Origin of the sequence: Bradyrhizobium sp. SZCCHNR1015, assembly GCF_032489875.1 — a bacterium.
Taxonomy (GTDB): domain Bacteria; phylum Pseudomonadota; class Alphaproteobacteria; order Rhizobiales; family Xanthobacteraceae; genus Bradyrhizobium.
Map to the genome: position 1 here is coordinate 587,915 of NZ_JAUEYW010000002.1, position 21,633 is coordinate 609,547.

Sequence of the window (21,633 nt, forward strand, 5' to 3'; positions counted from 1 at the left end):
CGACATTTCCGCCTTGGAGAAGGACCGATGACGCCACGCGCCAGTACCGTTCGACCCACCTTCAAGCGCAGCCTGTCTGCGCGCTGCTTTGGCATGGTGGCCCTGGCCGTTGCGCTGGCTCTGCCGCTCGGCACCGGATCGGCCAGGGCGGCACCGAGCCCAGCGGCCGCAACCACCGCCAGCACCACGCATGTCTATCTGCTGCGCGGCGTGCTCAACATCTTCTCGCTCGGGCTCGACGACATCGCCGCCAAGCTGGATTCGCAGGGCATTCCGAACACGGTCGCCAATTTCGTGTCGTGGTCGTCGCTCGCCGACGAGGCGGCGGCCGCCTATCGTGCGGGCCGGATCAAGACCATCATCCTGGTGGGCCATTCCTCGGGCGCGACCGCGCTGCCGGACATGATCAACAAGCTCGGCCAACTTGGCGTGCCCGTGAAGCTCGCGATCGGTCTGGACTCCGTGTTCAAGACCAAGCTCGTCGGCGGCAACGCCGAGCGCTACATCAATTTCTACATCGCCAGCGGCGCCGGCGAGCCGGTGCGCCGCGACGACGGCTTCCACGGCAAGCTCGAGAATGTCGACGTCCAATCGGTTCCCGGTGTCGGTCACGTCACCATCGAAAAGAACCAGATCATGCAGCAGAAGGTGATCGGTGCCATCGATGGCGTGGTGTTCGGCGGTCGGGGCCGCCCGGCGGCGGCGCCGCCGACCCGCATGGCCGCCCCGCAGCGCGCTGCGAACGTCGCCGGCTACCGGTAATCGGCGACCGCGCCACGGGGCGCGCGCCCCAAAATGCTCCCATTCAGTGGCGACAAGCGGTATGGCAGGGGGGAGATGAGACCCTGCTCGATCTGAGCTTGTGAGCTTTCCCGGGAGCGCGAATGACCAGCGTGGCGCGAATCGCGAGACGGTGGCTCGGTCCAGCCAAGGCGGCTGCCGGCAGGAGACGGCTTGCGATCCTCCTCGCCGCACCTTTCCTCGCCGGACTTGCGGCGCCGAGCATCTCGCAGGCCGCCCAGCCCGGCGCTGCTTCCGCCCCCGCGCCGACCAGATCCGCGAAGGCATCCCCGGCAGTAACCCCCGCGGCGATCCGCGCCGTACCCGCTGCGCCGCCCGAGATCAGCCAGCCGCTGCCGCCGCCGCGGGTGTACCTGTTCCGCGGCGCGCTCGGGCCGCTGTTCTCGACCGGGATGGATCGTCTGGCCGAAAAGATCGAGGCGGCCGGCTACCGGGCCAGTGTCTATGAATTCACGCTGTGCGACCTGATCGCGCTCCAGGTGGCCAAGAATTACCGCCAGGAGCCGGGCCCGATCGTGCTGATCGGCCATTCGATGGGCGGGCTGTGCAGCGTGCGCATCGCGATCACGCTGCAGGAGCAGAACATCCCGGTCGCCCTCGTCGTGACCGTCGATCCGGCGCATGCGACCAAGAGCGTGCCGTCCAACGTGCAGCGCTTCATCAACCTGTTCCTGTCCGACAACATTCTCGGCGGCGGCGACGTCAAGCCGGAGCCCGGCTTTCGCGGTCACTACGCCAGCTTCGACATGAAGGATCATGACGAGGTCACGCACATCAACATCGACAAGATGGAGGATGTGCACGCCCAGCTGGTCACCATGATCAGCCAGTTGTCGCAGACCTCGGCCACCGCCGACGCGGATCCGGTGCCGCTGCGCTACCTGGTGCCGCCGACAGCCTCCGTGGAGCTGTGGGACAGCGGCACTGCTCTGGCGGTGCGGCCAGGCGAGACCCTGGACCAGATCGCCGCCAATTATCACGTGCCGCTCTGGGCGCTCCAGCAATCCAACCGTGGCCTCGCCACCCAGCCGTTGGTCCCGGGCCAGCGCATCATCCTGCCGCGCCACCTGTTGCCGCAGGCGGCAAACCAGGCGCCGCAGCCGCCTTCGGCAGCCCAGGCCAGGCGCTGAGCGGCCTTAGCCCGGCGGCAGGAACGGAATGATCATCGGCACGCGCTGCCGGTAGGTGACGTAATCCGGCCCGAGCTCCTGAGCGAGGAAGACCTCTTCCATCTTCGCCTTCCAGGCCATCCCGAGCGAGATCAGGACGGCGCCGAGCACGGCGGTCACCGTGCCCACCGCGATGCCGGTGGCGATCATGCCGAGGATCAGCCCGGTATAGATCGGGTGACGGACCATGCCGTAGGGGCCGGTGTCGATGACCTTGTGGCCTTCCTTGTGGGTGATCGCGTTGGACCAGAAGCGGCCGAGATGGATGCGCGCCCACCAGGTGAAGGCGATGCCGGCCAGGGTCACCACGGTCAGCAGGTAGACGCCGGTCTCGCCGGGAGTCCAGAACGGCTTCTCGCCGAGCAGGCGCGAGGTCCACGGCGTGAACAGGATGCCGCCGAGCACGATCAGCGCGTGATAGCGGCTGGTCTTGATCACCGTCACATGCTTGCGGGTCTGCCCCGACCAGAATGAGGCGCCGACCCAGCTCGCGAGCCAGATCAGCCAGATGATGGCCAGCAGCGAGGTGGGCCAAGTGGTGGTCCAGCCGCTGAACGCAACTGACGAGATGGGGCTGGCATCGCCGGACATGTCTGCAAAACCGTTATGGGACGTGGGACCGGCTGCTCTTAGCTATTCGGCCGCAGTGCGAAAAGGGTGTTGTTTACCGTCGAGCCGCTTTCCCGGCTCGGAATCGAGCAGGAAGGCGATGGTCTCGCGCAAGGTCGGCTCGATCGGGCGCGGGACGTAGCCGAGCTCGCGCTTGGCCCTGTCGATCGACAGATCCGAGGCCGCGCGGGCGATCCGCACCCCCTCGGCGGTGCCGGACGGGCAGCGCTTGGTGAGGTGATCGGAGACGAACTCCAGCATTCCCGCCGACAGCTCGGCCAGCCGGCCGGGCACGGCGACTGCGACATGCTTGCGGCCGCTGATCGCCGCCATGAGATCGAGGATACGGCTGAGGCGCAGGCTCTCGCCGCCGAACACGTAGCGACCGCCGACCTTGCCGCGCTCCATCGCCAGGATCAGGCCCGCCGCGACGTCGCGAACGTCGACCAGGTTGACGATGAAGTCGAGATAGAGCTGGACCCGGCTGTCCAGGAAATGCCGCAGCATCTGCGACGGCGGTGTCAGATTGCTGTCATGCGGCCCGATCGGCATCGTCGGCGTGCCCACCACGACGGGGAAGCCCTCCGCGGCGGCTGTCATGGCGCGCGCCTCGGCCAGCGCCTTGGAGCGCGTATAGGCCCCGGGCATCGCCTCGGCCGGCGGTGCTGTTGGCGCCGATGCGGCACCGGTCGAGCGGGGATAGTCGAACAGGATGGATTCGGTCGAGCAGTGCAGGAACCGGCGCACCCGGTCGGCGCGTGCGGCCGCCAGCACCGTTTCCGTGCCGATGCAGTTGACGCGATAGAAGTCCTCGCGGTCAGGCATCCACATGCCGGGCAGTCCGGCGAGATGATAGACCTGATCGACGCCGGCGACCGCCTGCTTCACCAGGCCCGCATCGAGCACCGAGCCTTCGATGTACTCGACGTCAGCGATCATGTGGCTGGGGCAGCGAATATCGAGCACACGCACCTCGGCGCCCCGCGTCACGAGCGCAGAGACGAGGTGATGGCCGATGAAACCGCTGCCGCCGGTGACGAGGATTTTCATTAGGGACGCGAGTGCTGATCGCCTTGAAGCCGGTCCGATGCAAGCCGATCCGGCGACCAATTCGGCGCGATGAGGTCGGCCACCGAAGGCCGCAGACCCAACGCCATGTACAATTTCGCCATCACGAACATCGGACCGAGAAAGAGATGCGCCGGATGATCCAGCAGAGATGGATTGTTGCGCTCGAACACCTTGTGGCCCACGGCCTGCGAGACGAAGCCGAAGATGATGAGCGCGGCAAACAGCGCCCAGAAGGCGACACCATGGACGTGATCGGCGATCATCATGGCCGCAGCAAGGAACAGCACCGCGAAGGCCAGGATGCCGGCCCCGAGTGCGGCATCGAGCAGCAGCCAGTAGAGCAGGACGGGCAGCGCCAGCACGGCGCCGAGGCCGATCCGGATGCCGAACGCGTCGAAATGCCACAAGCTCAGCGGCAGCACGGCGCCCAGGAACAACAGGATGATCCCGAACACATGCATCAGGCCGTTGCGCGGATCGCGATGATATTCGACGTAGTCGACCATCTGGCGTCGGAACATGGCGTTCATGGCTGGCTCGCTCGTCAATGAGATCCACCGCCGCTCAATCGACGGCCGCAAAGAGGGGGCTATACCATCAAGCGGCTGCATCGACAAACCCGGCAATCGCGGCCCATCCGCACGAGCGCGCAACCCGACTTGAAAACCGGTTCCATTCGCGCCTGTCGGGAAGAGCGCATCGGCACCTGCTGAAACAACAGTCGCGCCCGCAGCGCTCCGGGTTCATGGCCTGCGCGCGGGTCCCAATTGCATCAATTGCGATGCTTGCGGGGGCCCTGCTTGCCGGGCGTCGTCGGAGCAGGGGGCGAAGGCGGCGCTGCGGCCTCTTCGACGGTTTTTGCGATCGGGATGATCTGGATCTGCTGATTGACGGCGGCGGCCGGCTTGGACGGGTCGAGCAACTGCTCCTCGCCAAGTCCGATCGATTGCAGCCGCTTGACCGAGATCTTGAAGGTGTTTGCCAGGATGTCGCGGATCGCGTCGGCGCGGCGCTGGCTCAGGATGACGTTGGACTCGCGCTTGCCGTTGGCTTCGACATGGCCGACGATCAGGAAGGTGTAGGGCAGCAGGTCGGAATACACCATCGCATCGGCGATCCGCCCGACGGTCTGGTAGGATTCCGGACGCACGATCGGCGTGTCCACGTCGAACTGGATGTCGACGTTGAAGGCCGGCAGATTCACCAGCTCCGGCGCGATCGGCGGGCGCTTCTGCGGCGGCGGCTCGTTGCGCCCGCGCGACCTGGAACGCTCCTGCGTCTGCTGCTTCAGCGCCGGAAGATCCAGCGCAGGCGCGGTTTCGAAGCGGCCGAGCTGGCGCACGATGTCCTCGCGACTCAGCTCCTGCGACCACGCGGGCGCGCTCGCGGCCACCAGCGAAGCAGCGATCAGCCCCGACAGCAGTGATCTCGCGGTCCGCCGCATCAGCGATACCCCGCTTCGCCCATCGCCTGCTGACACCGCGCGCTCACGCCATTGGCCGTCAACAGGCACGGGATCGATTTGCTCGTTTCCTTCGTGGAGCCGCCGCACAGCTTGACGATCTCGCGCTGGCAGGCATTGGCGACCGTGACCCGCGCCGCGATGCGCTTCTGGATCGCCTCGAACGCCTTGAAATAGGTCGCCTTGCACTGCGCGGAGACCACGTCCTGGTTGCGCGAGAGGCATTCCTTGAGGCGGTTGGAGTCGAGGTTGACGCCGCGGCAATTGGCGGTGATGTCTGCGCCGCAGCTCGAGGCGATCAGCCCCGCGGAATCGCCAAAGCTCATCGTCTGCGCCGCCGCCAGCGAGGGCACACACAGCGCGACCGCAACACTCAACAGAATGTATCCTCGGACCATGATTGCATCTCATACGATGCACGCTGCCATGGTCAAGGCCTAACCAAGGCGAAGTGTGAAGCTCGATTGCGCCGCGCGGCAAAGGCGGCGTGGCCGCCGGGTCACGCCCGCTGCACGAAGCTGTCGACGACGTGCTTTTCGCCGGCCTTGTCGAACGCGATGGTCAGCTTGTTGCCGTCGATCTTGACGACGCGGCCATAGCCGAACTTCTGATGGAAGACGCGGTCGTCGAGGGCGAATTCCGACGTCGTGCCGGTGGATTTCGCCACCAGCTCGCCCTCGATGGTCATCGGTCCGCGCTTGCCGCGGCCGAAATTACCGCCGAAGCCGCTGCCGAACGGATCACGGCCCGAGAACGGCGACGGCTCTTCCTTGAAGCCGCTCTCCGACGAACCGCGTGCCGCGCCCGGCCGACGCGCCTGTGCGCGCTGCCAGCCCGGCGTGGAATAGCTCGATCCGAACGATTCGACGTTGTCGAAGCGCGACGGACCGTAGCCGCCAGCACCGCCCCAGCCCGAGCCGCCCTTCGATTCGGTGATCTCGACGCTCGCCGCGGGCAGCTCGTCGAGAAAGCGCGACGGAATGGTCGTGGTCCAGGTGCCGTGGATGCGGCGGTTGGTGGCGAAATAAATCTTGGCGCGACGCCGTGCGCGGGTCAGGCCGACATGGGCGAGGCGGCGCTCCTCTTCCAGCCCGGCGCGGCCCTGTTCGTCGAGCGTGCGCTGGCTCGGGAACAGGCCTTCCTCCCAGCCCGGCAGGAACACGTTGTCGAACTCCAGCCCCTTGGCCGAGTGCAACGTCATCAGCGACACCGCTTCCTCGTCGGCTGCGCCCTCGCGGTCCATCACCAGCGAGATGTGCTCGAGGAAGCCGTGCAGGTTCTCGAACTCCTCCATCGAGCGGACGAGCTCCTTGAGGTTGTCGAGGCGGCCGGCGGCATCGGCCGAGCGGTCCTTCTGCCACATCTCGGTGTAGCCGCTCTCGTCGAGCACGATCTCGGCGAGCTCGGTATGTGGCGTCACCTCGCGCTGGGCGCGCCAGCGCTCGAACTGCAGGATCAGCCCGCGCAGCGAGCCGCGTGCCTTCGGCTTCAGCTCGTCGGTCTCGACCACCGCGCGCGCCGCCTCGAACAGCGGGATGCGGCGCTTGCGGGCGTGGTCGTGCAGCATCTGCACGGTGGCATCGCCGAGCCCGCGCTTCGGCACGTTGACGATGCGCTCGAAGGCGAGATCGTCGGCCGGCGAGTTGATGACGCGCAGATAGGCCAGCGCGTCGCGAATCTCGGCGCGCTCGTAGAAGCGCGGACCGCCGATGACGCGATAGGGCAGGCCGAGCGTGACGAAGCGGTCCTCGAACTCGCGCATCTGGTAGGACGCGCGCACCAGGATCGCGATGTCGTTGAGATGCTCGCCCTTGCGCTGCAGCTCCTCGATCTCCTCACCGATGCCGCGCGCTTCCTCTTCCGAATCCCAGGCGCCGGTGACGGTGACCTTCTCGCCCTCGACGTCCTCGGTGTGCAAGGTCTTGCCGAGCCGGCCTTCGTTGTGCGTGATCAGATGCGAGGCGGCGGCGAGGATGTGCCCCGTGGAGCGGTAGTTGCGCTCGAGGCGGATGACCTTGGCGCCGGGAAAGTCGTGCTCGAAGCGCAGGATGTTGTCGACCTCGGCGCCGCGCCAGCCGTAGATCGACTGATCGTCGTCGCCGACGCAGCAGATGTTCTTGAGGGCGGGGGCCGAGCTAGGCGCGGCAACACTTCTGTCGTCATCACCGGGCCGACGCGCGGCGTCGAGACCCGGTGATCCATCTTCTTCCGAAGACGTGATGGATTGCCGGGTCGAGCCCGGCAATGACGAGCCGGAGGACGAGGGCGCCTGCGACAGCAGCCGCAGCCAGAGATATTGCGCCACGTTGGTGTCCTGATACTCGTCGACCAGGATGAACTTGAAGCGACTCTGATATTGCCTGAGCACGTCCGGGTTCTCGCGGAACAGCCGGATGCTCTCCAGCAGCAGGTCGCCGAAATCGGCGGCGTTGAGGATCTTCAGCCGTTCCTGATAGCTCGCATAGAGCTTGCCGCCCTTGCCGTTGGCGAACACCGCGGCCTCGCCCGAGGGCACCTGGGACGGCGCCAGGCCGCGATTCTTCCAGCCGTCGATCAGCCCGGCCAGCATGCGCGCCGGCCAGCGCTTGTCGTCGATGTTCTCGGCCTGCAGCAACTGCTTGAGAAGGCGGATCTGATCATCGACGTCGAGCACGGTGAAATTGGACTTGAGCTGCACCAGCTCGGCATGGCTGCGCAGGATGCGGCCGGAGATCGAGTGGAAGGTGCCGAGCCACGGCATGCCCTCGACCGCCTGTCCGAGCATCTCGGCCAGCCGCGTCTTCATCTCGCGCGCGGCCTTGTTGGTGAAGGTCACCGACAGAATCTCACTCGGCCGGGCGCGCCCCTGGCTCAGAATATGCGCGATGCGCGTGGTCAGCACGCGAGTCTTGCCGGTGCCTGCGCCGGCGAGCACCAGCACCGGGCCATCGAGCGTCTCGACCGCCTCGCGCTGCTCCGGATTGAGACCCGCCAGATAGCGTGCACCACCGGTCGCGGCGGCGCGGGCGCGCGCGGCAATGCCGCCGGCAACGGGCTGGTGGTCGGGCGCAGGAAAAGGGCTCACGCGGTTGGGCTCGGTCATCAGCGAATCAGTCTCGTCCCTCGGATGGCATCATACGACGGCATCACGAGGTCTGCAGGAAGGAGCCCTCATAGCAGGGATTGACGGCTATATGGGGCCGGCGGCGGCGTTTTACAGCCCTAAATCGGGGTAGACGAACGCCGCTCCAGCCTCGGCGGGCTTTTGTTCCGGCAAATCGCGAATTTTTACCGGCCCGCGCGGCCGGAACCTTTGTTCCAAGCCACGATTGTTCTGGCAACGGCGCAAGCTCCGCGTCGCTTTGAACCGCAATCGAGAGACAGAGGTCGTGTCATGTTAGGCTGGGTTGTCACCTTCCTGGTTATCGCATTGATCGCCGGCATTCTCGGCTTCGGCGGCGTCGCCGGTGCCTCCATCGAGATCGCCAAGATCATCTTCTTCATCGCCGTCGTGCTGTTTCTGGTTTCGGCCGTCGTGGGCCTCGCCCGCGGCCGCAGCCGCGTGTAGTCGGCCTCATCCCTGACAATGAGGTCGGCGAAGGGCGCAGTGCCTCGCAAGAGGTGCTGCGCTCTTTGCGTTTTGAGGAGGTGTCAGGCCGGCGCCGTCAGCGCGACCTGCACCTTGGCGAGCGCCGGATCGAGCGCCACGGAGGCGAGGCGCGTATCGTTGGAGAGCGCGGTCAGAGTGAGCGTCTGGTCCTGCACGCGGAAGATCCGGCACAGCGTCGTCGCCTCGGAGGCGTCGCGCAGCATCACCGACAACGGCGCGATGTGGGTCTCGTCGGCGATCTTCTCCGCCACCAGCGCAAGTCGGGTCGCCGCCGCCGCAAGCTGCTCGGTGCGGTGGGCGGTCGTATTGGCCGCGAGCGGCAGGCCTTCTTCGTTGGTGAGCAGCACGGTCTGGAAGCGGCCGACCTCGGCGATGCGGTCGAGCAGCGGCACCAGCTCGCGGCGCCGGCCCGGCCGGCTCGCGAGCTGCGCGAGATCGAGCGAGATGCGCTCGCGCTCGACCAGCGGCGCCAGCACGTCCTCGATCGCGCTGCGCAGGCTGGTCTCGCGCTCGATGGCGTCGTGGCTGCTCTGCTCCTGCAACTGGTCGAGGCTGGCCGCCTGCATCTGTACCTGGCGCCGCAGCAGCTCGCGGGACAGCGCGCCCTGGCGGGCGCCGAACAGATAGCCCGAGGTCAACAGCAGAATGGCGGCGCCGAGGCCGCTCACGATGGCATAGATCGTCATGGTCGCTTCGTCGCTGTGAGTTGACTGCAATCGTCGACGCCCGCAATGCGCAGCACGGCCTTGCGGTCGCCCGCGACCGCCAGGGCATCGCCACGTGCCTCGCCGGCGCCGGCCGCGCGCACCGACATCCGCTGCGCCGGGAGACCCTCGCGCTTCAATTGGGCCGCGATCTCCTTGGCGCGCGAATAGCTCAACAGCACGTTCAGATCCTCGGTGCCGCTGGCATCGGTATGGCCCTCGATGATGATGGTCGCATCGCCGTGCCGCGCGAGCGCGCGTTGCAGGATCGCCAGCGACCGCTTCATGTCGGCAGGGTTGGGTCGCGCGCTGCCGCGCTCGAAGCCGACCGCCAGCGGGGCGAAGCACTCGGCGGGGGGCTTCGCGGGGCTCTGGGGCTCAGGGATCGCTGCGGGAACGACCGGCGGAGCCGGTGGCGCGATCACGACGGGGGCGATCGCGGGCGGCATCGGCGGCGCGACCACCGGAGCCGGCTCGACGGTCCGCGCCTCCCGCTGCCTGGGCGCCGCGTCGGCAACGTTGGAAACGCGGTCGTCGCGCTGCGGCACGGCCGCCACCGGACTCGCGGCCGTCGCAACCGGCGGCGCGGCGATGCCTTGCCGCCAGAGCGCTGCCGACATGACGGCGATCAGGGTGCCGGCGACGGCGAAGGCCGCGGCAAGCCAGATCGGCGCCTCCTCGCCGGCCACGGTGCACGCATCGACGCGCATCGCGGGCGAGGGCGGAACGGAGTTCGGGGAGGGCGCCAGCATCTCAGCCCACGGGCACCTTGAACTTCGGCGTGATCAGGTCGATGCCGCATTCGAGCCCCGCGCACCAGGCAATGAACTGGCGCGACATTGCAGCATCCGGAAACAGCGCGCCGTGCTGCGGGGCGATGATCTCGATGTCGAGCGTGCTCACCATCTGCGCCCACGCCTTCATGACGCGGTTGGAGACCATGTAGCGGCGGTGAAAGCCTTCCATGAAGCGCGTATGCGCCTTGAAGTCGCGCACGACGGTGTAGTCGACGCCGATCGAAGCGCCGAGGTCGCCGCTGTAGAGGATCTTCGAGATCGGATCGTAGAGCTGGAAATTGCCCTCGCTGTGCAGAAAGTGCGCCGGCAGCGCGTACAGCCTGCTGCCGGCGAGATCGAACACCATGCCTTCGTCGGGGATCGGCTTCAGCCGGTCGGCGACGATGTGGTCGAAGCCGAAATGCGGCACGAAGCGGGTCCACAGCTCCGAGATGTAGGCGTCGGCGTCGGTCGTCATCAGCCAGCCGTTGATCGCTGCGACGATGTCGGGATCCTGGTGCGACAGGAACAGATATTTCAGCCGCCCGCCCGCGAGCTCGCTGAAGGTCTCGCTGAGCACCCTGGAATAGACCTTGTGGCCGCCCGGATCGAGCAGCATGCCGACGCGGTCGTGGATGATCAGATGCTGGTTCGCCTGCACCGCGAGGTCGCCGGCGCCGAAATCCTCCAACAGGATGTTCTTGTGAACGCCGTCGTCATAGAGGACGGTATTGGCCATGAAATGACTCCCCGCCGGCGCCGCGCGATCGCCGCGCGCCGGCTCATTGACGACGATGCGCTAGAGCACCTTCTGCAGCGACCGGACGGCTTCGCGCATGTCGAAGAAGGTTAAGCCCAGCTTGCTGTTCTCGTTGGTGAGCGCGAGCAGCAGCGCGCCGCGGCCGGCGCTGACCAGCACGGCGTAGCCGGACTCGCCGCGGATGATGACCTCCTGCAGATGGCTGCGGCCGAGCTCCATGGCGGCCCGGCCGCCCAGCGACAGCAAGGTCGCGGTCATGCCGGCGACCCGCGTCTCCTCCATGTCAGCCGCGAGCACGCTCGCGATCATCAGCCCGTCCTCCGAGATCAGCGCGCAGGCCTCGACCCCGAACGAGTCGCTCTGCAGCTTGCGCAGGACGCGGTTGATTTCATCGAGTCGTGACATCGGCTTCTCCTCGACGGCGCGCGGGGCAAACTTGGAATGAAACTGACTTTGAGCCATGGCGGGGTCCTGGTCATCATCTTGAGCTGTTGAAACGGAAACGGCGGGAATGTCGATCTGTGCAGTAACGGCGGAGGGATACAGCGGGTCATCCGGGACCAGCGTCATCGTCTGTTCCGGACTGCCGTCCGGTGTCGTCAGCGCGCGCGTCTCGATCGTATCAACCGCGTCGTCGAGCGCGCGCTGCTCGGCCTTGATGCGTGATCGCGAGACCGGCGGATCCATCGCCTGCAACTGGGTCACGAGCGCCTGGCGGGCCGACTGGTAGACTTCGGCTCGGCGTTCGGGGGAGGAATCCGGCAGGTTCTCCATCGCGCGCGACAACAGGATGAAGTAGTCGGCGGTGGTCACGGGCAGGGCCGCCGCATCCTCATGCGGACCGTGCGCTCGGCTCAGCAGGCTTGCGAGGCGTCCCATCGCTCTCTCGTCAACTCTACGCAACTAACGATGCGTAAGGTTAGGTCGGCACAAGAGACGCGACGAATGATCTGAATCAAATTAACTAAAATCGGGACCAAGCTGCGCAATCCGGCCCTCGTTCCGACCGGGGTTGATCATCATGTCGCCGTGATCGCCCCGATGGGGCCGCATTGACGCCGCGTTCGGCGCAACTGCGCCTCGGTTGCAGCCAGAATCAGCTACGATCACGGCAACGATTGCGGTGCGGGGAGGGCGGCGTGAACTTCGGGGACTATGTGCAGCGAGATGCAACGGCGCTTGCCGCCGCGGTGAAGGACGGCGAGACCCATGCGGCCGAGCTGCTGCAGCTCGCGCTGGTACAGAACGAGCGGGCCCAGCCGCGGACCAACGCCGTCTGCAGGCTTATGGAGGGCGAGGCCCGTGCGCAGCTTGCCAAGCCCGCCACCGGCCCGCTCACCGGCGTACCGTTCCTGATCAAGGATTGTGCCCAGGACTATGCGGGCCTGCCCACGGCCTATGGCAGCAAGGCGCTGTCCGGCTTCGCCGCCGCCGAGCATGCCTCGGTCGTCAGGCGGTATCTCGAAGCCGGCCTGGTGATCTTCGGCAAGACCAACCTGCCGGAGCTCGCGCTGAAGGGCGTCAGCGACTCCCGCGCTTTTGGCCGCGTCGGCAACCCCTGGAATCCCGCGCATACGCCGGGTGGCTCCAGCGGCGGTGCTGCGGCGGCGGTCGCCTCGGGCGTCGTGCCGATGGCCGCCGGCAATGATGGCGGCGGCTCGATCCGCATTCCCGCCGCCTGCTGCGGCCTGTTCGGGCTGAAGCCGTCGCGCGGCCTGATCTCGTCGGGCCCGGGCTTCGGTGAGTATTGGTTCGGCGCCTCGAGCGAGGGCGTGCTGTCGCGCAGCGTTCGCGACACCGCGCTCGCGCTCGACGTCATCGCGGGCAGCGAGCCCGGCGATCCCTTTCTCACCGCCGAGCCCGGCGTGGTCTATGCCAATGCGGTCGCCCGCGATCCCGGCCGCCTGCGCATCGGCTACACGGCGGCGTCGCCGATCGGGACCGAGGTGCATGCCGAGGCGAAGCTTGCGGTCGACAACGCCGTGAAGCTGCTGCGGGGCCTCGGTCACGAGGTCGAGGAGGCCACCCCCGACATCGACGGCGCCGCGCTCGCGACCTCGTTCCTGCACATCTATTTCGGCCAGGTCGCGGCGCTGGTCGCCGACGCGCGCGGCAAGGGCGCCAGGCGCGAGGAGTTCGAGCTGCTGACGCGGGTGCTGTCGACGCTGGGCGGCGCGATCTCGGCCGGCGCGCTGACGACGCAGCTGCTCAAATGGAACGAGTTCGCTCGCGCGCTCGCGCGCTTCCATGCGCGCTACGACCTGCTGCTGACACCGACGCTCGCACACCCTCCGATCCGGCACGGCGAGGGCGATCCGAGCACGGCCGAACAGACCCTGCTCGACATGCTCGACCGCATCGGCCTGCTCGGGCTGCTGACGCGCTGGGGCCTGCTCGACGGCATGATCGACAAGATCGCCCGCGACAGCCTGCAATATGTCCCGTTCACGCAGCTCGCCAATCTGACGGGAACGCCGGCGATGAGCGTGCCGCTGCACTGGACCGCCGACGGCCTGCCGCTCGGCGTGCAGTTCACAGGCCGGCTCGGCGACGAGACGAGACTGTTGCAGCTCGCCCGCCAGCTCGAGCAGGCGCAGCCCTGGTTCGCGCGCTTGCCCGACTGGGTGATGCAGGGCTGACCAGACGAGATGGGCCGGTTTGCGCAGCGCGGTCGTGCGTCGCAAGACGCCGTGCGCATCCATCGCGATTGCGTGCGCGCTGTTTGTGGTGTTCTATCTGAGGTGGAGCGCGGTTGCGGAAGCCGCGCCGGTTCGGCGACGTTGTTCAGACGGCGACGTTGTTCGGATCCGGCCCATCGCGCGTGACTGCCGTGGTGCGGAAGCCATTTCGCGCCGCTTCCGACGATCCGCTCGTCCGGTGCCGTGCCATGCTTGCTGGCGATATTCTCAAAGGGCGGGATCATGAACGTCACGGTCTATTTCGCGACCAACAGGCAACCGATCACGGCTGAAGGCACGAATCAGATTACCGGGTTCAGCTCCGAGCTCGGTCCCGTCAACGGCTTGAACATCAGGTATGGCCGGGCCGAGATCGCCGTCGATCTGCAGGCATCGAGCTATGGCCTGGTGCCTGGATCGCTTCATGTCGAGGACGAGCAACTGATCTTTCCGCAAGGCTCCCGAGCCGTCCTCGGCAGCAATACGATCTTCGGCGCCCTGCGTACCGACATGCTGGCGAAGGCGCGGCCGACGATCGCGTTCATTCACGGCTTCAGCAACAGCTTCGTCGACTCGATCGAACGCGCCGGGTGGATATCGGCGTTCTACGGGATCGACGCCAACATGTTCGTGTTCAGTTGGCCGTCGGTGGCCTCGCCGGTCGGCGTGCCGCTGCCCTTTGTGGACTACCAGCACGATCGCAAGACGGCGGCGGCATCCGGCCCGGCCGTGGCACGCACGCTGCGGCGTCTCTATGATTTCGTCGACGGGCTGCCGGAGAGCGAGCGCTGCAACCAGAGCATTCATCTCATCTGTCACAGCATGGGCGTCTATGTCCTGCGCGGCGCGCTGCAGGCCTTGATGCAGATGCCGGATCCCGCGGCCGGCGCGGCCATGGCTGGCAGCGTGCCGGCGATGGTGCGGATGGACGGCACGCAGCCGGCGCTGACCGGACTGCGCAGGACGTTCGACAAGATCGTGCTCGCGGCAGCCGACGAGGACGCGGATGCGTTCGACGACCCGGCGAAGCTGAAATATCTGCCGCGCACCGCGAGCAGCGTCACGGTCTATCACTCGACCAAGGATTGGGTGCTGAACACGCTGAGCGCGGGCACGAAATTCAACGGTCCGCGGCTCGGCAATGACGGCCCCGACAACATGGGCAGCATCAGCGACAAGGTCACCGCGGTGGATTGCTCTGACGTCACGTCGTTCGCGCAGGACCCGCAGGAGCACCAGTATTATCGCATCTTTCCGGTCGTCCGTGACGACATCGTCCAGGTCCTGAGCGGCGTGCCGCAGAACCAGGTCGGCAACCGCGATCCGGCCGGGTCGGGGCGCTACCGCATCCGGCCGCAGGCCCGCTTGGCGGTCAGGGCCACCAGTCCCAAGCCGCGCGCCGCGAAGGCGCGCGTCGCCAAGTCAGGTGCTGCGAAGAAGAGGGCGGCCGGCGGGAGCTGAGCGCGGGACGCCGGCGCGCCCGCATGGCCCGCTGGTCCTACTTGCGCGGCATGCCGATGGCGCGGCCGAGCCCGTCGGGCTGCGGCAGCGCGGCATGCGCCTGCAGCACGCGGGCGATGTTGGCCTGGATGTCCGGCGGAAACGGCGCGACCTTGCGCTTGGTCATGTCGATGTGCACCGACATGTTCTCCGAGGTCGCCGAGACCCAGCCTTCCTCGGCATGGCGCAGCTCCTCGAAGGTGTGCAGCCGCTTCTCGTCGGCCGCGATCAGCCAGACCGCGACCTGGACGGGATCGCCGAGATGGATCTCGCGCAGATAGCGCACGTGGCATTCGGCGGTGAAGGTCGAGCCCTGGCGCTCCTTCATATAGGCGGGGCCGATACCGAGCTCGGCCCAGATCTGGTCGATCGCGCGGTCGAACATCACGTTGTAGTAGGCCATGTTGAGATGGCCGTTGTAGTCGATCCATTGCGGCTCGATCTGCATGACCTGTGACAGGAACGGCCCGGCCTCTTGCGTCGTGGGCACTGCATTATCGCTCATCGGCTCTTCCGTTTGCTCCCTTGACCCCTGATGCGTCCTTTGCCACGGTCCGCCCAACTTTCGGAGGAAGCAGTGGCGACGACGATCCCCCATCACGATTTGAAGCGGCCCGCGCCGGAGGCGCTGAAAAGCGCGCTCGACGCGCTCGCAGCCCGCTTCGGCAACCGGCTCATCACCTCGCAGGCCGTGCGCGAGCAGCATGGCCATACCACGACCTGGCTGCCGACGCAGCCGCCGGATGGCGTGGTGCTGGCGCAGGAGACCGCCGACATCCAGGACGTCGTCCGCATCTGCGCCCCCCGAGGCGTGCCGATCATTCCGTTCGGCACCGGCACCTCGCTGGAGGGCCAGGTCAACGCCCCCGCGGGCGGCATCTGCATCGACATGCGCGACATGAACAAGGTGCTGGAGGTGCATGCCGAGGACCTCGACTGCGTGATCCAGCCCGGCATCACCCGCAAGACCCTCAACGAATATCTGCGCGACCAGGGCCTGTTCTTCCCGATCGATCCCGGTGCCGACGCTTCGCTCGGCGGCATGGCCTCGACCCGGGCCTCCGGCACCAATGCGGTGCGCTACGGTACCATCCGCGAGAACGTGCTGGCGCTGAAGGTGGTGCGCGGCGACGGCGAGATCATCAAGACCGGCACCCGTGCCAAGAAGTCCGCGGCCGGCTACGATTTGACGCACCTGTTCATCGGCGCCGAGGGCACGCTCGGCATCATCTGCGAGATGACGATCCGTCTGCGCGGCATTCCCGAGACCATCGCGGCGGCGTCGTGCTCGTTCGAGACGGTGCGCGGCGCCTGCCAGGCGACGATCCTCGCGATTCAGACCGGCATTCCGATGGCGCGCATCGAGCTGCTCAATGCGGCGCAGGTGAAGGCCTGCAACGCCTATTCCAAGCTGACCCTGCCGGAGACGCCGCTGCTGCTCCTCGAATTTCATGGCAGTGAGGCCGAGGTCGCCGAGCAGTCGAAGAACTTTGCCGAGATCGCCAGGGAGTGCGGCGGCGGCGACTTCGCCTGGACCACCAAGCCGGAGGACCGCACCAAGCTGTGGCAGGCGCGTCACGACGCCTATTGGTCGGTGAAGGCGATCCGGCCCGGCGTCGGCGTGGTCGCGACCGATGTCTGCGTGCCGATCTCGCGGCTGGCGGACTGCGTCACCGAGACCGAGGAGGATCTCGCGCGTCTGCGGCTGACCTCGCCGATCGTCGGCCATGTCGGCGACGGCAACTTCCACTGCTCCTTGATGTGCGACGTCGACGATGCCGACGAGATGGCGCGCGGCGACGAGTTCATGCACCGCCTGGTCGAGCGCGCCCAGGCCATGGACGGCACCTGCACCGGCGAGCACGGCATCGGCCAGGGCAAGCAGAAATACCTCAAGTCCGAGCTCGGCGAGGAAGCGCTGGACGCGATGCGCGCGGTGAAGGCCGCGCTCGATCCGCACAACATCTTCAACCCCGGCAAGATCATCCCGGCCTGAAGCCGCATCAGGCCTCAACTCTCTCCTCGATCACGCTGCGCTCCCTCTCCCCGTTCTTACGGGGAGAGGGAGCGCACTGTCGGCGCGGCGACAGCTACGAGATCACTTCTTCAGCAGAGCATTACATAAAAACGCCGCCGCGTTGCGCTTTGTTTCCGTGCAGATCAACGACAGACGCGGCGCGGCCCCCACGGGGTCGGCCGGACCCAGCAGGTGCGCGGGCCGAAGCCGCCATAACCATAGGGGCGATAGACGCGCGGGGCGGGCCGGCAACGGCCCCAACGGTCGGGGAACCAGCCGGGACCGCAGCCGCCGGCGACGCGCTCGACATTGCCGTCCGGAGCAGCCGGCTGGGCCGGCAGCGTGAAGGCCTGCGCGGCCGACGCGCCCAGCATGACGGTCGCGGCGAGCAGGGCGGAGGTGAACAGATTGCGCATTGCAGTGCGGTCCTCTCGTTGGTTTCGAAGCAGTGCAGTCCTTAGACGTCCTCGGACAGGATTTGGTTTCGCAATTTTTTCGACGCCGCGAAACCTCTTCCTAGTACCATAGAGACCTCCACGACACCGATCGCGCGATGCAGCTCTGCTGATCATGGAGCGCATCGCTACGGCATCGTCGCCATCTTAGGATATTCTAGCAGACATTCGCTGCAAGGAACATGAACGACGAGCGACGTCTGCCGCCGGCTTTCGTCGCAGCCGGCATCATTTGCCGCCCGGCTGCGCCTTCGCGTCCTTCAGCGCCGTCTTGCAGCCGTCGGAGAGCTTATCGAACTTCTCGATCATGCATTGCTTGATGCGGCCGCCGCCCGGCATGATTCCCGTACAAAGCGTGCGCACGTCGTCGCCGCACGCCTGGCGCATCGCGCTCCTGTCCTGAGCCTGGGCGGCAGCGCTGAAGATGACTATCAACAGCAGCGGAAACAGCTTGTGCATGATCGATGATTCCTCTCTTGCCGCGGCCGACGCGCCGGGCCTTGTGAGGCTGCTGTCTCGCCGATCAATTTAGCAGGCATATGTCGAGCGTCGCCGCAACGTGTAACGGTTTGTATCACGAGGTCACCGCGCGCAAGCGTCCGCTTGGTCCCGGAGACGTCGTCGACCACGGCGGTGCTCGTGCCGCCATTCCCTCAAGCGTGCATATCCGAGGCACTGCCGCGCAGCTTCTGCAGCGCGTGATCGACGCTGTGGAACACACGCTCCCGCGGCAGCACGTCGTACAGGCCGAACCGTTCGAAGGCCGCCTGGGCCCGCAGCGACTCCAGCCGCGCCACCGCGAACACGATGCCGGCCTCGTTGCAGATATGGATCATGTCGCGCAGGGTCTGCGCGGCGGTGAAATCGATCTCGACGATGGCACTGGCCTCGAACACCACCAGCCGCGGCTTGCGGCTGCGCAGCAGGCGCTGCATGTCGGCGCGGAACGTCGCCGCATTGAGGAAGCTGAGCGGAGCCTGGAAGCCGACCACGGCGATGTCGGACAGCTCCTCGCCTCTGATCTGCGGATGCGCCGGCCACCAGATCGTCGTGTCCGGCACGCGTTCGAAGGCGATGAGGTGGGCGCGCGTCGTGCTCCAGATGCCGTGCAGCAGCGACAGCGCGATGCCGATCGCGACGCCCTGCTCGATCGGCAGCGCGACGATGGCCACCGCGGTGGCCAGGATGAGCAGGAACTCGCCCTTCGACGCACGATAGACGTTCGTGATCTGCGCGACGCGGATGATGCGCAGCGCGACGAACAGCAGCACGCCGCCGAGCGCCGCCTCCGGCACATTCGCAAGCAGCCGCGCGCCGAACAGCACGAGCAGCAGCACGATTGCGGCGGCGAGCAGGCCCGCGACCTGCGACCGGCCGCCGGTCTCGACCACGATGCCGGTGCGCGGCGGACTGGCATTGACGGGAAAGGCGCCGAACAATCCGGCCAGCAGGCTGCCGGCGCCGGCGCCGAGGAAGTCGCGGTCGACGTCGGCCGGCCGGTCGGGATCGGAGGGGAACGAGCGCGTCGTCGCCGAGGTCTGCACCATCACCACGACGGCGATCAGGAAGGCGAGGGGGACCAGCTTCGCCCATTGTTCCGGTCCGATCAGCGGCACGGACGGCATCGGCACCGTGCCGGCGATCTCGCCGATGACGGGCACGCCACCGCCCTGCAGCCCGGCCGACATCACGAACAGGGTCGCGGCCGTCAGCGCGATCAGCGCGCCGGGTATGCGGGCGCTGATCCGCTCGCAGACCGTGATGGTCGCGAGCACGCCGAAGCCGATGAGCATCGTGTATGCGTTGGACTTGCCGAGCTCGCCCGCGAGGGTCGCGATCCGCGCCAGCGTCGGCCCGCTCGGTGACGGCAGGCCGAGCACGCCCGGCAATTGTGAGACGATGATATGCACGGCAATGCCGGCGAGGAAGCCCACGGTGACCGGCACCGACAGCAGGTTGGCGATGCCGCCGAGCTTGAAGCCGCCGGCCAGCACCAGCATGACCCCGACCAGCAGCGCCAGCGCCGCGGCCAAGCTGCCGTATTCGGGCGTGCCGCCAGCCGCAAGCAGCGCCAGGCCGCCGGCGAAGATCGGCGTGATCGTGGAATCGGCGCCGCAGGACAGGAAGCGGTTGGCGCCGAACAGCGCAAATCCCAGCGATCCCGCCATGAAGGCGAAGAAGCCGATCTCGGGCGCGAAGCCGCCGAGCTTGGCGGTCGCCATCTGCTCGGGGATCGCGATCGCCGCCAGCGTCAGTCCGGCGGCGAGATCGGCGGGCAGGGCGCTCAACCGGTAGGATTGCAGGGAGCGGAGCAGCGTCCATGGACGCCCGGCCGCAGTCTGGTCTGTCATGAGTTTCTACGTCTCCGGACGTCGCTGCAGGCGGCAGAGCCACAGCCCGATCATCCTCGATGGCACGGCTGGATCGGGCAGCGCAACAGCGCAGGTGCAATTGCCCGCACGGCAGGACGGACTTGCAAGAACGTTGGAGTTGGCATCATTATTCTCTAATTCGGATTGGTTTGGATACTCGATTTGAGGCCCCCGAGGTCTCCATTGCCTGCAGCCTGCGAGACAGGGCTTCGTCTCACGACGGGATACGCCATTGTACAAGGTCGTCTTCCACCGGCTGATCTGGTTTCCGTATCGCCCCGAGCATGCGCTGGTGGGGCCGCTGCTGATGGCGCTCCTGTTCTTGGTGGCCGCAACCGGAGCAATCAAGGCCATCGATATTTTCACCTCGCTCGGCACGCAGGCCGCGGGGCACGAAGCGCGCATCACGGTCGTCGTCTTGCTCCTGTGCCTGGTCGTATGCATCAACGCCGCAAGAGCGGACTACATCTCGGTCGTCGCGGCGATCATTCCCTGCCTCGTCACGGTCTTGGTGGTCACTGTGCTGAGCTTGCTCGGAACCTGGCCCAGATCGGACATGAACGCCGCGCTGATGCAGGCCAGCGTATCAGCATTCGCCGCCCTGTCGCTGATCGGCCGGCTCGTGCAGTCGGGCGGACCGGACCTCGGAAAAATCGGGGTGCTCTGGCGACGGGCAAAGGCCCATGTCCGCCGTCTCAAGGATACGGACGTCCAAAAGACGGATTTCAAGGTGAAGCGGGCGGAGCTGGTCGAAGACGTGGAGTCGCTCGCCAAGGAGCTGAAGGAGGCCGCCTCGCAGCTTGTCGAGCCGGGGTTGCCCAGGGGGGTGGAAAAGAAGCTCCGATCCTTCATTGCCTACAGCAAGATGGCCAGCCATGCCGACTTCATGGCGGCTGCGACGCAAGGTCAGGAGTCGCTCGTCGAAACTCTGACGGTGTTGAATCAGGGGCTTAGATAAGATGCGCGAAGTCATTCCTCTCTATTTCGCCACGCTCGACGGCGAGCAGCCATGTGCCTGGTCCCCCTTCGGCGTTCCGATGCGGCAGATGCAGGATTGCAAGAAGGAGATCATGCAGTCGAAGTACTCCAATTCGAAGCATTTCAGCGTCTCCATCTTGTGCGAGAAGCACGAAGCCATCCCGGACGAAGCGCTGTCGCAGACCATCGGGTGTCTGATCGACGCAAAATACCTGAAGCCGGAGAACAGGCGCTACATCGACGGCCAGTTCGTCGAGTTCAGCAACCGCCTGGACAGGGAGAAAATCGCGATATTGGGATTCGAGATCTACATCGTGGCCTCCGACCAGGAGCCGGAATGCGATCTCGATCGTGCCATGGAGTTCAAGGACAGGCTGATCCTGGCAGGCTTCGATCCTGACCGGCTCAGGGTCGATGTCGTCAGCGACCAGGCTTGCCTGACCAAGATATCCAAGCTGCGTCTCGTCAACATCAGGCATATGCAGAAAGCGATCAGTCTGCCGATGTTGAAGCCCTAGGAGGTCGTCGAGAATGGCAGCCAAGGACATCAAATTCGCCGGTGAAGCCCGCGACCGCATGCTGCGCGGCGTGGACATTCTCGCCAATGCCGTGAAGGTCACGCTCGGTCCGAAGGGCCGCAACGTCGTCCTCGACAAGTCGTTCGGCGCGCCGCGCATCACCAAGGACGGCGT

Annotated in this window: 22 protein-coding genes; 8 read left to right on the top strand and 14 right to left on the bottom strand. The window is 66.6% G+C overall.

Features of this window, described 5'->3' with window-relative positions; translation table 11 throughout:
- The first annotated feature begins 27 nt into the window (after nt 1-27).
- Nucleotides 28-762 carry a hypothetical protein gene (locus tag QX128_RS06365; protein ID WP_316236964.1) on the top strand — a complete coding sequence of 245 codons (735 nt, stop codon included), beginning with the start codon at nt 28-30 and terminating at the stop codon, nt 760-762.
- Between the two features lie 122 nt (nt 763-884).
- Entirely contained in the window at nt 885-1,931 is a 1,047-nt protein-coding gene (locus tag QX128_RS06370; RefSeq protein WP_315802139.1) for an alpha/beta fold hydrolase, read from the top strand.
- A gap of 6 nt (nt 1,932-1,937) precedes the next feature.
- Here QX128_RS06370 and QX128_RS06375 read toward each other — a convergent pair whose 3' ends face one another.
- From QX128_RS06375 to QX128_RS06400, 6 genes are all read right to left on the bottom strand, one after another.
- Nucleotides 1,938-2,561, bottom strand: a complete 624-nt coding sequence (locus tag QX128_RS06375) for an isoprenylcysteine carboxylmethyltransferase family protein (RefSeq protein ID WP_315802140.1) — start codon at nt 2,559-2,561, stop codon at nt 1,938-1,940.
- Between the two features lie 42 nt (nt 2,562-2,603).
- Nucleotides 2,604-3,629, bottom strand: a complete 1,026-nt coding sequence (locus QX128_RS06380; protein ID WP_316236965.1) for an NAD-dependent epimerase/dehydratase family protein — start codon at nt 3,627-3,629, stop codon at nt 2,604-2,606.
- The gene (locus tag QX128_RS06385; RefSeq protein ID WP_315802142.1) at nt 3,629-4,180 is read right to left on the bottom strand and encodes an Mpo1-like protein; all 552 of its coding nucleotides are present in this window, start codon (nt 4,178-4,180) and stop codon (nt 3,629-3,631) included. Before QX128_RS06385 ends, QX128_RS06380 begins: the two co-directional genes overlap by 1 nt.
- A 242-nt stretch (nt 4,181-4,422) precedes the next feature.
- Nucleotides 4,423-5,094, bottom strand: a complete 672-nt coding sequence (locus QX128_RS06390) for an OmpA family protein (protein WP_316236966.1) — start codon at nt 5,092-5,094, stop codon at nt 4,423-4,425.
- Nucleotides 5,094-5,510 carry a hypothetical protein gene (locus tag QX128_RS06395; RefSeq protein ID WP_315802144.1) on the bottom strand — a complete coding sequence of 139 codons (417 nt, stop codon included), beginning with the start codon at nt 5,508-5,510 and terminating at the stop codon, nt 5,094-5,096. The genes QX128_RS06390 and QX128_RS06395 overlap by 1 nt, the downstream gene beginning before the upstream one ends.
- A gap of 101 nt (nt 5,511-5,611) precedes the next feature.
- Nucleotides 5,612-8,194, bottom strand: a complete 2,583-nt coding sequence (locus tag QX128_RS06400; RefSeq protein ID WP_316236967.1) for an ATP-dependent helicase — start codon at nt 8,192-8,194, stop codon at nt 5,612-5,614.
- A 291-nt stretch (nt 8,195-8,485) separates the two neighbouring features.
- On the opposite strand from QX128_RS06400, the gene QX128_RS06405 reads away from it, so the two are divergent.
- Entirely contained in the window at nt 8,486-8,659 is a 174-nt protein-coding gene (locus QX128_RS06405) for a DUF1328 domain-containing protein (protein ID WP_315802178.1), read from the top strand.
- A gap of 83 nt (nt 8,660-8,742) precedes the next feature.
- On the opposite strand, the gene QX128_RS06410 is transcribed toward QX128_RS06405, so the two are convergent.
- Genes QX128_RS06410 through QX128_RS06425 form a run of 4 tightly spaced genes read right to left on the bottom strand, consistent with a single transcriptional unit; the run spans nt 8,743 to nt 11,820 of the window.
- Nucleotides 8,743-9,387 carry a hypothetical protein gene (locus tag QX128_RS06410; RefSeq protein WP_315713402.1) on the bottom strand — a complete coding sequence of 215 codons (645 nt, stop codon included), beginning with the start codon at nt 9,385-9,387 and terminating at the stop codon, nt 8,743-8,745.
- Entirely contained in the window at nt 9,384-10,157 is a 774-nt protein-coding gene (locus tag QX128_RS06415) for an OmpA family protein (RefSeq protein ID WP_316236968.1), read from the bottom strand. Before QX128_RS06415 ends, QX128_RS06410 begins: the two co-directional genes overlap by 4 nt.
- Before the next feature lies 1 nt (nt 10,158).
- The gene (locus QX128_RS06420) at nt 10,159-10,920 is read right to left on the bottom strand and encodes an MBL fold metallo-hydrolase (protein WP_316217709.1); all 762 of its coding nucleotides are present in this window, start codon (nt 10,918-10,920) and stop codon (nt 10,159-10,161) included.
- Nucleotides 10,921-10,980: 60 nt separating this feature from the next.
- Complete coding sequence (locus tag QX128_RS06425) at nt 10,981-11,820, bottom strand: roadblock/LC7 domain-containing protein (protein WP_316181753.1); 840 nt, start codon at nt 11,818-11,820, stop codon at nt 10,981-10,983.
- A 260-nt stretch (nt 11,821-12,080) separates the two neighbouring features.
- On the opposite strand from QX128_RS06425, the gene QX128_RS06430 reads away from it, so the two are divergent.
- Together QX128_RS06430 and QX128_RS06435 are read left to right on the top strand one after the other, a co-directional pair.
- Complete coding sequence (locus QX128_RS06430) at nt 12,081-13,580, top strand: amidase (protein WP_316236969.1); 1,500 nt, start codon at nt 12,081-12,083, stop codon at nt 13,578-13,580.
- Nucleotides 13,581-13,862: 282 nt separating this feature from the next.
- Complete coding sequence (locus tag QX128_RS06435; RefSeq protein WP_316181754.1) at nt 13,863-15,080, top strand: alpha/beta hydrolase; 1,218 nt, start codon at nt 13,863-13,865, stop codon at nt 15,078-15,080.
- Between the two features lie 37 nt (nt 15,081-15,117).
- On the opposite strand, the gene QX128_RS06440 is transcribed toward QX128_RS06435, so the two are convergent.
- Nucleotides 15,118-15,624, bottom strand: coding sequence for a thioesterase family protein (locus QX128_RS06440; protein WP_316181756.1), 507 nt, complete (start codon nt 15,622-15,624; stop codon nt 15,118-15,120).
- Between the two features lie 72 nt (nt 15,625-15,696).
- On the opposite strand from QX128_RS06440, the gene QX128_RS06445 reads away from it, so the two are divergent.
- Nucleotides 15,697-17,115: an FAD-binding oxidoreductase gene (locus tag QX128_RS06445; RefSeq protein ID WP_316217705.1), complete on the top strand. Its 1,419-nt coding sequence runs from the start codon at nt 15,697-15,699 to the stop codon at nt 17,113-17,115.
- A gap of 164 nt (nt 17,116-17,279) precedes the next feature.
- On the opposite strand, the gene QX128_RS06450 is transcribed toward QX128_RS06445, so the two are convergent.
- The 3 genes from QX128_RS06450 to QX128_RS06460 form a co-directional block, all read right to left on the bottom strand.
- Nucleotides 17,280-17,552: a GCG_CRPN prefix-to-repeats domain-containing protein gene (locus QX128_RS06450; protein WP_315802153.1), complete on the bottom strand. Its 273-nt coding sequence runs from the start codon at nt 17,550-17,552 to the stop codon at nt 17,280-17,282.
- Between the two features lie 267 nt (nt 17,553-17,819).
- Complete coding sequence (locus QX128_RS06455) at nt 17,820-18,050, bottom strand: hypothetical protein (protein ID WP_315802154.1); 231 nt, start codon at nt 18,048-18,050, stop codon at nt 17,820-17,822.
- A gap of 194 nt (nt 18,051-18,244) precedes the next feature.
- Nucleotides 18,245-19,942 (bottom strand): SulP family inorganic anion transporter, encoded by a 1,698-nt coding sequence (locus QX128_RS06460; RefSeq protein ID WP_316236970.1) that lies wholly within the window; start codon nt 19,940-19,942, stop codon nt 18,245-18,247.
- A 253-nt stretch (nt 19,943-20,195) separates the two neighbouring features.
- Here QX128_RS06460 and QX128_RS06465 point away from each other — a divergent pair, with 253 nt between their 5' ends.
- The gene (locus QX128_RS06465) at nt 20,196-20,921 is read left to right on the top strand and encodes a hypothetical protein (RefSeq protein ID WP_315802156.1); all 726 of its coding nucleotides are present in this window, start codon (nt 20,196-20,198) and stop codon (nt 20,919-20,921) included.
- 1 nt (nt 20,922) lies between these two features.
- Nucleotides 20,923-21,459, top strand: a complete 537-nt coding sequence (locus tag QX128_RS06470) for a hypothetical protein (RefSeq protein WP_315802157.1) — start codon at nt 20,923-20,925, stop codon at nt 21,457-21,459.
- The last annotated feature ends 174 nt before the right edge of the window (nt 21,460-21,633 follow it).